Raw genomic sequence first — 14468 nt, forward strand, 5'->3', positions numbered from 1 at the left:
TTATGAAGAAAACAATGCCTTTTATTATTGCGTTGCTCCTTGTTATATCTGTTCCTCCCGCTTCCGCTGAAACAAAAACCTTCATGAAGGAATACACCTATCAGGCAGGCGCCTTCGACAGCAAGGCCTCTTCCCGGACTATTGCTTTTGAACAGGTCAGGCAACTGCTGTTAGAAGAGCTGGCTGCCTTTCTTGAAACTTCCACAGCCGTTATGGACTTTCAGATGACAACAGATCACATCAGAGCCTTGTCCGCCGGCATTGTTCAGACGGAGATACGCAAGGAAAAGTGGGACGGTAAAATGTATTGGATGCAGGCAACAATAAAGGCTGATCCAAAGAAGGTGGTCAACGCCATTGATTCCCTACGGAAAGACAGGGAGAAAAGCAAGAAGCTTGAGGACACAAATAAAAGAGCGGCGGCCGTACTACAGAAACTTGAAAGGGATAAGACACAAAGAGACCGATATCATGAAGCGATAAAAGAATTAAGCGCCATAGATTGGTTTCGCAAAGGACTCGGATCGCTCACGCTCGGCAACTACAGTGAGGCGATCGCTGCAAACACAAAAGCTGTTCAACTCAATCCCGGATATACGGAAGCCTATGTCAATCGTGGCTTGGCATATCATAATGCAGGAAATCGCGAACAGGCCCTGGCAAATTACAATAAGGCTGTCGCGCTGGATCCGGAGTACGCATTGGCCTATCTCTATCGCGGAGCTGAATATGCCGCTTCAGGCAATTACCGGGAGGCCTTCGAGGATTCAAGCAAGGTCATCGCGCTGGACCCGGACTATCCATTGGCCTATGTCACCCGCGGGATCGCAAATGTCCATTTGCATAATCATCAGCAAGCTCTTAACGATGCCAATAGAGCCGTCGACATGGACCCCAACAATGCAATGGCCTATCTCAGCCGCAGTGCTGCCCAGATAAGTTCAGGAAACTATCAACAGGCCCTTGCAGATGCCGATAAGGCCATTACTCTTAACCCGGGACTTTCGATGGCGTATGCAAATCGCAGTTCCGCATACGGCAGTTTAGGTGATCATCAGCGAGCTCTCGAGGAATCCAACAAGGCAATAGATTTTGACCCCCAAAACGCAATGGCTTATGTCAACCGTGGATTGGCGTATTTCAATTTAGGGAACCGCGAGCAGGCTATCGCGAATTACAATAAGGCCATCGAACTGGACCCTCACAATGCCATGGCCTATCTCAGCCTTGGGTCGGCATATGACAATGCGGGATATCGCCGGCAGGCTATTGATAATTACGGCAGGGCCATCGATCTTGACCCAAAAATGTCAGAGGCCTATGCCAAACGTGCTGATATTTATTCCAACACAGGCAATATTGACGGCGCAATCAGCGATTATACAATGTGCGCAAAGCTGGGACATGTACGCTGTCAATCGATCTTGAGGGAAAAGGGAATGAGCTGGTAATCATAACCGCCATCTTTCCGGGAGGAAAAAGGGACAGGGGGCCCTGTTTTAAACTATGAAGCCTTTTACAACCATCGCCATACTGATTTGTACCCTTATTGCACTCGCGCATCTTCTTCGCATCTTTATCAGAGCGGAAGTCATCGCCAATGGCATTTCCATTCCCTTATGGCCGAGTGCTGTCGCGGCCGTAATTTTTGGAGTCCTCGCATACATGCTCTGGCAGGAGAATCGCCCGGAAAAGTAGTCCCTCGTCCCCATCATCATAAACCATATCCCTTTCCCTGTAATTTCGATCTGTCCCATGTGTCATTTCGACCGCCCTGCCCCCTTGTCATTTCGAGCCCCCCTGTCATTTAGAAAGAACGAAGTGACTGAGAAATCTTATCCCATTTCATAATCAACCTCCACTCATCCCCCTTTGTAAAGGGGGCCGGGGGGATTTCCTCATGTAACTTTTTTTAGAAACAATTTTAAAAATACCTTGCATTACGCACCCACAAAGGGTACAATTGCACCCATCATGGGTACAGCACTGAAAATTGATCAACTTGGTACAACTCTTTTCGGCAAGACTCGCCGCGCGATTCTTACCTTGCTTTACAGTCATGTCGATGAAAGTTTTTATCTCCGTCAACTGACCCGGTCAGCAGGTGTTGGCATGGGCGCCGTGCAGAGAGAACTTAAAGCACTTGTTGATGCAGGAATTATAAGTCGCAATGTTCAGGGCCACCAGGTCTATTATCAGGCCAATTCACAGAGCCCTATCTTCAAGGAACTCAAGAGCCTTGTGATGAAAACGGCTGGCGTGGGCGATGTATTGCGGACCGCGTTAGCCCCACTTGCTGACCGTATTGATGCGGCATTTATTTATGGTTCTATCGCCCGCGGTGAAGAAAGAAAAAGCAGTGACATAGACGTTTTGATCGTGGGCAATGTGACTTTTGCAGAAGTCACTTCTGCATTGAGCAGTGCCCAGGAAACCATTGGTCGTGAAATCAATCCTACCGTCTATCCCCGTACCGAGTTTCTGTCTAAGGTACGCGCGGGACATCATTTTCTTAGTTCTGTTCTTGGTGGCGAGAAGCTTTTTTTGATAGGAGACAAAGATGAGCTTGAAAGAATGGTTGAATAACGGTTGGCTGGCAGATCATAAAACAAGTCCGCAAGAGATTACTAATTTTTTTAAAGCGGTGGACCGGGATCTTGCAGATGCCAAGGCATCGGGATTGTCTCCTGACTGGAAATTAAATATCGCGTATAGCGCTGCCCTCTATTTAGCAAATGCGGCATTGGCCGCAGAGGGCTACAGAGTTGCGCGTGATTCGCATCATTATCGAGTTATCCAATCGCTTACTTTCACAATTCGCGCGGAGCCCGCGTTTGTTGCACAATTGGATCGTTTCAGAAAAAAAGGAATATTGGAACCTATGAAATTGCTGGCGCCGTATCCGATCAGGAAGCTGAGGAGATGATCATGCTCGCAGTAAACCTTCGCAAGCAAGTTGAAGAATGGCTCAGAGAGAATCACCCAGGATTGCTCAGCGGAAAAAGCTGAGTCCACCCCCCCTGTCATTTCGAAGGAACGAAGTGACTGAGAAATCTTCCCTCTCTGTCATCCCGGACTTGATTAGCCTGCCCCGTACTTGATACGGGGAGAGCCAGATTTCTTTGTCCCTTGGACCTTGAACCTTGTCCCTTCTTCACAGAATCACGAAAAATAACTTAACGGATTGCATATTTAGATATATTTTTCACTCCAAATTGAGCGATCGGCCGCATACCGGGCACTTGCCGCCAGGCGGCAGGTCGGTTTTCCTGAATTCCAAGGTGCAGTGCCCGCAGGTGATAAACGGCGAGGTCTCGGCGGGGCGTTGATGTTGTTCTTTTTCCGAGACGACAGCCCGCTCCTTGGCCTTGAGCGCCTTTTGAGCCAGTTCCGTGCGGACTTCCGGGGTAAGCGAACGTCTGACGGCGTTGAGCATATGGTCAGCCATGATCCGTGTTGCGATGCGGACATAGGTTAAGTGGTAGCCGCCCTCCGGGTCTTTCCATTGAATGCAGAGACGGTAAGCCTCGCGAATAGTGGATTTCGGAAACAGGAAAGCCAGCGGACCCAGGAGCAGAAATCGGCCCATGGTGGGGCGTCTTTGGACCGAGGAATCGTCGAGGAGCGAGACATCGACCACGCCGTCGAGGGGAATGCGTCCGAGTTCTTTTTCGCCGTCGTATAGGATGAGGGCTTCGTGGGTTGACAGGCAGGCGACCATCCTGTCGGCCGGGACGGCGTCCAGCAGATCTTGCAAATTAGGGACACCTCCCCTATTAATATCTCCAGTTACAGTGTTCATTATAATGTGAAATCTACGTGAAACATAGTATCATGTCCATTATTTCTTTCAGGAACAGAAAGCACATTAGTATAGGACTATTCAGTCTGCAGAATTAAGGGAGGGGGAAATGAACCCCCCCATTCCGAAAACATCGCAACCACCGCCCTCTTCCACTTTCCGCCTTGTCATCCCGGACGTGATCCGGAGGCATCCATACAACTATCTTACAGTCCCCGTAGTTCCGAACGTATTGTACAACGTTACTGAACAGTTGATAATTACCATAGAAATAAACAGAGATATAATGTAATATAAAAAAGGAGGAATAAAAAATGAAAGGTAAAATTAAAAGAAAAACACCTGAGATTGTGTTCCGAAATGGAAAACCGTCTGCAGTCATTATGGACATTAAAGACTACCGGGAAATTTTAGAACGCTTGGAAGACACAGAAGATCTCAAGATGCTTGATGATATGAGAAAGAAACCCCTGAAGTTCAAAAAAGTGGATGATTTTTTAAATGAGGTAGACCGACGTGTATGAGGTCTACATTGAGCGTGCAGCAGAAAAGGATTTAAAGAAACTTCCAGCAGAAGATTTCTTCCATCGTATTATTTCCACAATTAAAGCCCTCTCAGATGAACCAAGACCCTCCGGATGCAGGAAAATTACCGGCTCGAAAAGCGACTGGAGAATTCGTGTAGGCGAATATCGAATAATTTATGAGATCAATGAAAAGGAAAAAGCGGTAAGAATATTTAGAGTAAAACATCGGCGCGATGCTTACCGATACGTAAAGGAATAACTTATTCCGTCATTCCGGCTGAAAACATCGCAGTCTCCGCCCCCCCTGTCATCCCACCTTGACCCTTGAACCTTTCACCTCTTCTCTTCTGTCATTCCACCTTGCACCTTGTCCCTTGCCCCTTTCACCTTGAACCTTTAACCTTGTCCCACCTTCACAGAAGCACGAAAAACAACTTGACTGATTCCATATTCAGGTATACTTTTCACTTAAATTTCAAGCGGATATTGAACCCAAAATTACAAAACTCTGTTTATCCATCGTTTAGGATGAAGCGTCTCACTGCGCAACTACAGGAGCAAATGGCAGAAGGCCGCAAACTCGATACCACCATCATGGCCAATCCGAAGGAACTGGGGTATGGCAATTGAACGCGGTTTTGTACCTTGAGGTTCCAATTTGGCACCTCAAGTTTGGAGGAAAAATGAAGTCACTTATTCCAGTTGAGATTATCGAGAAGAAGATTCTGCTGCTTAGAGGCGAAAAGGTGATGTTAGACGCTGATCTTGCGGAACTTTACGCCGTGGAAACAAAGATGCTAATCAGGGCAGTTAAGAGGAATATTGACCGGTTTCCGTCGGATTTTATGATTCAACTCGATAAAGAAGAGTTTAAAAACTTGAGGTTCCAATTTGGCACCCCAAGCCTTTGGGGTGGTCGTCGCTATCCCCCTTATGCCTTCACTGAACAAGGCGTAGCCATGTTATCCAGCGTGCTGAATAGTGAGCGCGCCGTGCAGGTGAACATTGCGATAATGCGTACATTCGTAAAGTTGCGTGAGATGATCGCTTCGCATAAAGACCTTGCCAAACGGCTCGATGCCCTTGAAAAGAAGTACGATGCCCAATTCAAGGTTGTCTTTGATGCCATCCGCCAACTGATGGAACCAGCAAAGACAAAACGGCGGCGGATCGGATTCCTTGGAGAAAACGGCAAAGCATGAAGGAACAAGACGACAATTCGCCCCCTGTCATTCCACCTTGAACCTTGTCCCTTGTCCCTTGAACCTTTCACTTTGAACCTTGTCCCACCTTCACAGAATCTCACGAAAAACCACTTGACGAATTCCATATTTAGGTATACTTTCCACTTAAATTTCAAGTGGATATTAAGGACAATATCGCAACACCCCTTTAACTCAGCAATGAAGAGGGACACATGGACTGATCACTGAAACCCCGTATCTCATCCAACAACAGAGAACGGGGTTTTGTATATTTACTGCCATGCATGGCAGTAAACAAGTATTAATAAGGATGCTGATGACTACGGATTTATCATTCATAACTAACGAAAAAAATCAAAGCCTGAAAGACAGATTTGAAGTGTTGATTAAAGACACTTCTTTTTTTGATTGCCTCGTTGGTTATTTCTATACCAGCGGCTTTCATGCCCTGTATAGAGCGCTGGAAAAAACAGAAAAAATCCGAATTCTGATTGGCATAAGCACCAACAGACAGACCTTTGATTTGCTCGATAAAGCCAGTAAACAAAAACAGCAAGTCATTGAATTTTCACACGCCGAGACTAAGGAAGAAGTTGAAAAGCAGATAGAACAAGAGTTGGCTGATTCAGAAGACAATAGAGAAGTCGAAGAAGGGGTCAATAAGTTTATTGATTGGGTCAGGGATAGAAAATTGGAAATCAGAGCTTATCCCTCACAAAACATCCACGCCAAACTTTATATTATGACTTTTTATGAAGGCGACAGAGATGTCGGGCGGGTAATTACCGGCTCCAGCAATTTCACCCAGGCGGGACTCATTGACAATCTGGAATTCAATGTTGAGTTGAAAAACCGCAGTGACTATGAATTTTCCCGCCAAAAGTTTGATGAATTATGGAAAGATGCTGTCGATGTCAGCGAAAAATATGTTCAGACAATTGAGGAGAAGACCTGGCTCAGTCAGAATATAACTCCCTATCAACTTTATCTGAAATTTCTCTATGAATATTTCAAGGATGAACTCAGCCAGACCGATGAGGTGTTCGTAAAATATCTTCCGCCGGAGTTTAAAAAACTTGAATATCAGGAGCAGGCTGTTTTAAACGCCAAAAAAATCCTGCTGGAATACGGCGGCGTTTTCATTTCCGATGTCGTAGGGTTAGGCAAGACTTACATTTCCGCCATGCTGGCAGGACAGCTTGACGGCAGATCGTTGGTTATTGCCCCGCCGATGCTTCTGGAAAAGGCCAATCCCGGCTCCTGGCCCAATGTGTTTTCTGACTTTCGTTTGTCTGCCGACTTTGAATCCCTCGGGAAACTGGACGACCTGCTCTACAGGGGCACTGAAAAATACACCAACATCATTATCGATGAAGCGCACCGTTTCCGCACAGAAACAACTATGACTTACGAGAAACTGGCAGAAATCTGCCGCGGCAAAAGAGTTATTCTGGTAACCGCCACACCTTACAACAATGCGCCGAAAGATATCCTTAGCCTGCTTAAGCTGTTTCAGCCGGCCAAGAAAAGCACCATCCCCAACCTTCCCGATCTGGAAGGATTTTTCAGCCGCCTCGACCAGAAACTGAAGAAACTGGACCGCCAGAAAGATTATGATAAATACATCCTTACCGTAAAAGAAAATGCCCGGGAAATCAGGGAAAAGGTTTTGAAATACTTAATGGTGCGCCGCACCCGCACTGAAATTGAAAAGTATTTTTCCAAGGATATTACCCAGCAAGGATTGAAATTCCCCGGCGTTGAAAAGCCCACTCCGCTCTTTTATGAACTCAATGAGAAAGAGGATGAGATATTCGGTAAGACTATCGCACTGATCGCGCAGAAGTTTAAATATGCCCGCTATATGCCCATGCTCTATTATCAAGGCCAGGTTGATGAACTCGAGAAGCAGTCCCAGCGAAACATGGGCAGGTTCATGAAAATCCTGCTGGTCAAACGACTCGAAAGCAGTTTCTTTGCATTCAGGAACTCCGTGGACAGATTCCTGCATTCCTACGAGATGTTCATCAGGGAATTTGACAACGGCAATGTCTATGTAAGCAAAAAGCACACGAATAAAATCTTTGAACTCTTGGAAAACGACGACGATGAAGCGGTGCAGCGCCTGATCGATGAAGGCAAAGCGCAGCAATACGACAGTAAAGAATTTAGTGAAGCACTGCGAACCGATTTGCAGCACGACCATGATATTCTTTTGGAAGTAAAAAAACTCTGGACGCATATTCAGCGCGACCCGAAATTACTAAAATTCCTGCGTGAACTGTCAACAGCTTCAGTCTTGAAAGAAAATCATCTCATCATCTTTACGGAATCCAAGGAGACAGCCAACTATCTGTTTAAAAACCTGCACGAGAAATACCCCGACCGTGTCTTGTGCTACACCGGCGATTCGGGTGAAGCCACGCGGGACAAAGTCATCGAAAACTTTGACGCGCGCGCAAGACATCCCAAAGATGATTACCGGATACTGGTTTCTACGGAAGTGTTGGCAGAAGGTGTGAACCTGCACCGCTCCGATACAGTCATCAATTATGATATCCCCTGGAACCCGACGCGCATGATGCAGCGGGTAGGCCGTATCAACCGGGTGGATACAAAGCATGATACAATCTACACCTTCAATTTCTTCCCCACAGTCCAGTCTAACGACCAGATCAAGCTCAAAGAGGCGGCAGAAGCGAAAATCAACGCTTTTCTGACGCTCCTGGGCGGAGACGCGGAGCTGTTAACCGAGGGCGAACCCATCGGCTCGCACGAACTCTTCAATCGCCTGTTTTCTAAGAAGACCATTGAAGGCGAGGATGAGGCAGGAGAGAGTGAATTGAAGTATCTCCATGCCATCAAAGAGATCCGCGATAAAGCCCCTGATCTGTTTGAAAAAATAAAACGCTTGCCCAAAAAGGCGCGCACGGCAAAGCATCACGCTGACCATGCGAGCACTCTGCTCACCTATTTCCGGCGGGGCAAACTGCAAAAATTCTTTCAAGCCGGCGCTAAACAGGAAGCAGTAGAGCTTGATTTCATCTCGGCGGCAAAAATACTGGAAAGCAATCCCGATGAGCCAAAGCAGAAGCTGCCGGGGCAGCTCTACGACCTGCTGGATAAAAACAAAGAAGCCTTCATTTTCGCGACTACCGAAGAAATGCCGCAACAGGCCTCAAGAGGCGGACGCGACAGCGCCGCGCAAATCTTGAAAATCCTGAAAGCAACAATGAAAAACACACAGAAGCTTACCGACGATCAGGAGACGTATCTTAAAAAGGTCATTGCCCGCCTCGAAGAAGGCAATCTGCCCAAGCAGACGACTAAGCAAACCCTGAAAGCCCTGGATGATCTGAAAAATGAAATCATCAATCCCTTTAAAGTGCTGGCAGTGCTTCAAACCAATATTCCGGCAAAACTTCTGGAAGAACACTATGCCGAACAGAACCCGGCAGTATTCGGCAAACGGGAAGTAATCCTGTCGATGTATTTAACAGGCGACTAAGTATGGATAACCAACAGGCGCGAAATCTGATAAAGACGACCTTTGAACAGCCCTTCGATAAGGTTCGTTTCACGTCCTTTGTCAAAAATCTATTGAATTCGTATGATGAGACTAAGGCATTCAGCAAACCGTTGACCGGTCAATATATCAGAGAATCATACAGAGACTTTATTAACAGCTTTGATCGAGTCGGCCGTTATTGCAATGGAGATACAGCCGTCGATATTCTGATTGTACATTTAAATCGAGCTGCTTCCGTTGAGAGGGCGCGTACCGCTCAGAGAAATTTTATTGCGGGTTATCTAAAAGGAGATTACGGCTCTACCTCTCAGAAGGATGCCGCGTTAGTTGCTTTTGTCTCCCCGGATGAATCAGACTGGCGTTTCTCGTTGGTCAGGATGGATTACAAATTCGAGCAGACCCCAACCGGCAAAATGAGGGTGAAAGAAGAATTCACGCCTGCCCGGCGCTGGTCCTTTCTCGTCGGCGCCAACGAAAACAGCCATACCGCCCAGAGTAGATTTCTTAAATTATTGGAGGATGATGACCGTCAACCGAATCTGACTCAACTGGAAGAAGCCTTCAGCATCGAGAAGGTTACGAAGGAATTCTTCGAGAAATACCGAATACTTTTCAATGATCTGAAAGATGCTCTCGATGATATCGTGAGACAAAACGAAAGCGTGGGGAAAGACTTTGCTGAAAAAGGAGTTGATACGGTCAACTTCGCCAAGAAGACATTAGGGCAGATCGTTTTTCTTTACTTCCTCCAGAAAAAAGGATGGTTCGGCGTCGCCAGGGACAAAGACTGGGGCACAGGCCCGAAAAACTTTCTCCGCCGTCTTTTTGAGGAAAAGAAATACACCAATTTTTTCAACGATATTCTTGAGCCGCTTTTCTACGAAGCTCTTGCCAGAGAGCGGGATCAGAACTACTACAGCCGCTTTAACTGCAAGATTCCTTTCCTGAACGGCGGCCTCTTCGATCCCATCAATGAGTATGATTGGGTCCATTCAGATATCCTCCTGCCCGACGCGTTGTTCTCCAATGATTACAAGACAAGGGAAGGCGACACCGGCACGGGGATTCTCGATGTCTTTGATCGCTATAACTTTACCGTCAAAGAAGACGAGCCTCTGGAGAGGGAAGTGGCCGTCGATCCGGAGATGCTGGGCAAGGTCTTTGAAAATCTTCTGGAAGTGAAGGATCGCAAATCAAAGGGAACCTATTACACACCCCGCGAAATCGTCCATTACATGTGTCAGGAAAGCCTCATCAACTATCTTGATTCGGAACTGGTCGGGACAGAGACCGATCTGTTCTTCGACAGAGAAGGCGTCGAAGACCTGATCCGTTTCGGTGAATTGATACGCGAAAACGATGCACGGGTACAGAAGGAGGGAAAAGAGACAAGAGACTATCGTTACAAAGTGCCTGCTTCGATACGCGATAGATCCGACCTCATCGATGAGAAGCTGGCGAACATACGGGTATGCGACCCCGCAGTGGGGTCAGGCGCCTTTCTCGTCGGCATGATGACGGAGATTGTAAAGGCGCGGCAAACCCTATCCACGTATATCGACACGGACGGCAAGCGAAGTCCTTATAATTTCAAGCGACATGCCATTCAAAATTCCCTGTATGGCGTGGATATCGATCCGGGGGCCGTGGAAATCGCCAAGCTTCGACTGTGGCTTTCCCTCATTGTTGACGAGGAGGATATCCGGGATATCAAGCCCCTGCCGAACCTGGATTACAAGATCATGCAGGGCAACAGCCTTCTGGAGGAGTTTGAAGGCATCAAACTCTTCGATGAAAAACTTATTACGGATACACCGCCCGATGAAACTGCCGTATTCAAAAAAGAAGTCAAAAGAAAACAGACGGCACTGCAGCGGGAATATTTCCGCCTGCAGAAAGCAGGTCTTCTTACGTCCCTGAAAAAACAGGATCTGGAGTTTGAACTTCAGGAACAGGCGGATTTCTTGAAGAAGCTGTCAAAACGCGAAGGGAAAATCCTTGAAGACATACCGCTTTTTGATTCCGACGCCAGGAAGAAGGCCGATGAACTCAACCAGCTTCATAAAGAGTTATTTGAATCTTCTCAGAAATCAAGAAAAGACGCAATCAAGACGCGCATCGATGCGATGGAGTGGGAACTGATCGAAGCCACACTGAGAGAGCAGAAAAAAGCAGCTTCCCTGAAAAGTCTTGAACAATACAAGAGAGCGAACGTTCGGCCCTTCTTTCTCTGGAAATTCCACTTTGCCGAGGCATTTCAGGAAAAAAGAGGTTTTGATGTGGTCATCGCCAATCCGCCTTATGTGCGCCAGGAGGCGATCAGGCCCCTGAAACCCCATCTCGCCAAAGCCTTTGGCGATTTTTACTGTGGCACGGCGGACATCTACACCTATTTTTATAAGCGCGGCATTGACCTCTTGAAACTTGGCGGCCATCTGTGTTTCATCGCGCCCAACAAATTCATGCGGGCCGGCTATGGAAAAAACACGCGCGTTCTGTTGACGACACGGGTCACGCCAAAACTGGTTATCGACTTCGGCGACCTGCCGATCTTCGACGCCACCACCTATCCATCCATTCTCCTCGTCGAAAAAAATCCCCCCTGTCCCCCCTTTGGAAAAGGGGGGACAGGGGGGATTTTCCTTGCTGCCACTTTTACCGATTCATCCCAACTGGAGAGGCTGGAAGAGACCCTATCGGATATTGCCTTTCCCATGCCTGTGGCAGCCCTTAAAAAGGAAGGCTGGAATCTGGAGCGTCCGGAAGTCCTGGCGTTGATGGAGAAGCTCAGGTCATCGGGCATCCCCTTGGGTGAATATGTCCAGGGTCGATTTTATCGGGGCATATTGACCGGCCTGAACGAGGCCTTTGTCATTGACGAGGCTACCCGAAAACAACTCATCACCGAAGATCCGAATAGCGCCGAACTGATCAAGCCGTGGTTACGTGGGCGGGATATTAAGAAATGGAAATCCACATGGGCAAACTATTCCATAATATTCACACGACGTGGAACTAATATTGAAAAATATCCTGCAATCAAGCACCATTTAGAACAATTCAAGGAGGATCTTGAACCAAAGAAATCAGACGAAGACAAGCGTGGGAGGAAACCTGGGCCATACAAATGGTTCGAGATTCAAGATAACATTGCGTATTTTAGTGAATTTGCAGAACCAAAGGTTATTCTTGGCCGCTTTATGAATAGGGCAATGTTTACATTTGACCGTGAATCATTCCTGCACAATGATGCGCTATATATGATTGCTGGTGTTGATGAATATGTCGTTGCATTACTAAATTCATCAACTTCGTGGTGGTTTTTGAAAAATATATGTACTGATCTTCAAAATGGATATCTCCAGGCATTCAAACAAAATTTATTTCAAATTCCTGTTTTCCCCGCTACCGACGCCCAGAAAGCCCCCATCATCGAACGCACCCGCGCCATCCTCGCCGACCCCGACAGCCCCGATGTCCCTCGCCTCGAAGCCGAAATCAATGGACTGGTGTATAAGCTTTATAGACTAAAGGAGGAAGAGATAGCGATTGTGGAGGGAAAAGAGAAGTAAACTCACAAAAAGGATTAATATGTTTTTATCAGAATTAAAGATTTGGAACTTTAGAAAATACGGCTCAGGTAATAGCGATGCTCCCGGATTACATTTAAAGCTTAACAAGGGGTTAAATTTGACGTCCACGTAAAAAGTTAAACAGCGGTTCTGGAAGCGCAGGCCATATTTCCAGTCGCCGAGTAGAAAATGTAGCTGAGCCGGCACCACGGACTCAGAAAACGCTCTTTGACAACCAAAATAATAGAACGGAAGGCAGCCGAAACTGATCTGGGGGCGGCTTTGAGGGTATCCAGCGCCCTCTTCACCCTGGCTGCCCTGAAGAGGTTGACGCCGATGGCTTTTAAACGAGCACAGTAGCTCACGGCGGACAGACCTCGAACCCTGAGACGTTTGACCCCTGTCTTTTTGTCCATTTCCGAAAAGGTCGATTCAATCCCGGAGCGCCAACGGTACTTGTCCTTGAACTCCGGGGTGTGCTCCCTGGCCCGGCGGGTGGCGATCCGCAGGGTCTTGAGGTCAAAGCGAAGATAATGACGCTTCTTCCCCGGTTTGACGGGACATTGATCCAGGAGGGGACAGACGCTGCAATGCTCCGAGGCAAAGGCAACGTTACAGGTATTCTTCTTTCCCTGCTTGAATCTTACTGGCGTATGCCCCTGGGGACAGGCGGCGATCTTTCCCTTTTCCGTCTGTGGAAAATCGGCCAGACTGAGGGTTTCTTCCTTCGGCGTCCCCATGACAGGAGAGACAACCTCAACGCACATCTCCTTGGCCTTCTCACGGTTGTTGTCACTGCCGTAAAGGGTATCCGCCAGAACCTCTTCCGGGGCAAGACCCCTCTCCCTGGTCGATTCCAGGGCGGGGATCAGGGCATGGGCATCGCTGACATGAGCCGATTCAATCTCCACATGGGTGATCAGATTCAGGGTCTTCTCTTTGATTACTTCATCGGAAGAATCGCAATAGGTCTCCATGACCTGAACCTGGTAACCCTGACCCTTGTGGGCGTCATACCCGGCGTCCGGATCGGAGGGATTCTGGAGAGAAGACGATAAAATCTGTTTGGGATTCTTCAGCGCTATCTCCGCCGACTGATCGGTCACGGCGCAGTGATCCTTCAAGACCCGCAGGAGGACGCCGAACGTGGTCATGGACTTCACCTGCTTATTCTCACGAAAACACTGAACCAGGAAAAAGAGGTCCCGGCTGACTGTCTCCAGGGTCTTCTCCGATTCCGAAGGCTTCACCAGGGAGAAACAACCCAGGGCCTTCTCGGTCAGGTACCGGTCCAAAAGCTCTTTCTCAATCGTTTCAAAGATCACCCGGCGCTGCCGCTTGAGGTTGATCAGAAAGTTATGGATGCTCTGGGAGAAGATGCATATCCTCCCCAAACGCCGCATGTTGGAACGGATATGAACAGAATCGATCCGCTGCTTGGAGGTATCCACCCCAAACACCTTCGCCAGGGTCTCCGTCGTCGCGTGAAAGAGCTCTCTGTCCAGACCCTTTTCCGCAACCACATGCCGGAGCGTCCAGAGGGTCTTGCTGCACAGATACTTGGCATCATCCGACTCGCCGGGAATATCCAGGGCGTAATGCCACTGAACATTAAAGGAGAGCTGGGTTACAGCCTCCTCGTCCGTCAGATCATGCATCTGCTGGAGGATCAAGACCCCCAGGGCGGTGTACAGCTCTTTGCTGGGTCTCCCGAATCCGTCGGCATAATAGGGGGCGATCTTATGAACGGGCAATTCGGAAAGAATATGCTCCCGGAACAGACCGGCCCATGACTCGTCCAAAAGCTTGCGTCGTTTGGGTCCCAGGTAGTCC

Annotated in this window: 13 protein-coding genes; 11 read left to right on the top strand and 2 right to left on the bottom strand. The window is 47.9% G+C overall.

Features of this window, described 5'->3' with window-relative positions:
* Nucleotides 1-2 precede the first annotated feature (2 nt).
* The 4 genes from NTW12_10520 (at nt 3) to NTW12_10535 (ending at nt 2926) form a co-directional block, all read left to right on the top strand.
* Complete coding sequence (locus NTW12_10520; protein ID MCX5846768.1) at nt 3-1451, top strand: tetratricopeptide repeat protein; 1449 nt, start codon at nt 3-5, stop codon at nt 1449-1451.
* 55 nt (nt 1452-1506) lie between these two features.
* Complete coding sequence (locus NTW12_10525; GenBank protein ID MCX5846769.1) at nt 1507-1698, top strand: hypothetical protein; 192 nt, start codon at nt 1507-1509, stop codon at nt 1696-1698.
* Between the two features lie 276 nt (nt 1699-1974).
* On the top strand, nt 1975-2586 hold the full coding sequence (locus NTW12_10530) for a nucleotidyltransferase domain-containing protein (GenBank protein MCX5846770.1): 612 nt from the start codon (nt 1975-1977) through the stop codon (nt 2584-2586).
* Nucleotides 2561-2926, top strand: a complete 366-nt coding sequence (locus NTW12_10535; GenBank protein MCX5846771.1) for a hypothetical protein — start codon at nt 2561-2563, stop codon at nt 2924-2926. The genes NTW12_10530 and NTW12_10535 overlap by 26 nt, the downstream gene beginning before the upstream one ends.
* Before the next feature lie 279 nt (nt 2927-3205).
* Here the strand turns inward: NTW12_10535 and NTW12_10540 are convergent, their stop codons facing one another.
* On the bottom strand, nt 3206-3757 hold the full coding sequence (locus tag NTW12_10540; protein MCX5846772.1) for a hypothetical protein: 552 nt from the start codon (nt 3755-3757) through the stop codon (nt 3206-3208).
* Between the two features lie 154 nt (nt 3758-3911).
* Here NTW12_10540 and NTW12_10545 point away from each other — a divergent pair, with 154 nt between their 5' ends.
* From NTW12_10545 to NTW12_10575, 7 genes are all read left to right on the top strand, one after another.
* Nucleotides 3912-4094, top strand: coding sequence for a hypothetical protein (locus tag NTW12_10545; protein ID MCX5846773.1), 183 nt, complete (start codon nt 3912-3914; stop codon nt 4092-4094).
* A gap of 22 nt (nt 4095-4116) precedes the next feature.
* Complete coding sequence (locus NTW12_10550; protein MCX5846774.1) at nt 4117-4326, top strand: type II toxin-antitoxin system prevent-host-death family antitoxin; 210 nt, start codon at nt 4117-4119, stop codon at nt 4324-4326.
* Nucleotides 4319-4588 (top strand): type II toxin-antitoxin system RelE/ParE family toxin, encoded by a 270-nt coding sequence (locus NTW12_10555; GenBank protein MCX5846775.1) that lies wholly within the window; start codon nt 4319-4321, stop codon nt 4586-4588. Before NTW12_10550 ends, NTW12_10555 begins: the two co-directional genes overlap by 8 nt.
* A 176-nt stretch (nt 4589-4764) precedes the next feature.
* Nucleotides 4765-4959, top strand: coding sequence for a hypothetical protein (locus NTW12_10560; GenBank protein MCX5846776.1), 195 nt, complete (start codon nt 4765-4767; stop codon nt 4957-4959).
* 53 nt (nt 4960-5012) lie between these two features.
* Nucleotides 5013-5531 carry an ORF6N domain-containing protein gene (locus tag NTW12_10565; protein MCX5846777.1) on the top strand — a complete coding sequence of 173 codons (519 nt, stop codon included), beginning with the start codon at nt 5013-5015 and terminating at the stop codon, nt 5529-5531.
* 319 nt (nt 5532-5850) lie between these two features.
* Entirely contained in the window at nt 5851-9042 is a 3192-nt protein-coding gene (locus NTW12_10570) for a helicase-related protein (protein ID MCX5846778.1), read from the top strand.
* Nucleotides 9043-9044: 2 nt separating this feature from the next.
* Entirely contained in the window at nt 9045-12635 is a 3591-nt protein-coding gene (locus tag NTW12_10575) for an Eco57I restriction-modification methylase domain-containing protein (GenBank protein ID MCX5846779.1), read from the top strand.
* A gap of 137 nt (nt 12636-12772) precedes the next feature.
* Here the strand turns inward: NTW12_10575 and NTW12_10580 are convergent.
* The coding region (locus NTW12_10580) for a transposase (protein MCX5846780.1) at nt 12773-14468 on the bottom strand (1696 nt) is incomplete at its 5' end.

This window comes from Deltaproteobacteria bacterium (assembly GCA_026388545.1).
Lineage (GTDB): Bacteria > Desulfobacterota > Syntrophia > Syntrophales > UBA2185 > JAPLJS01.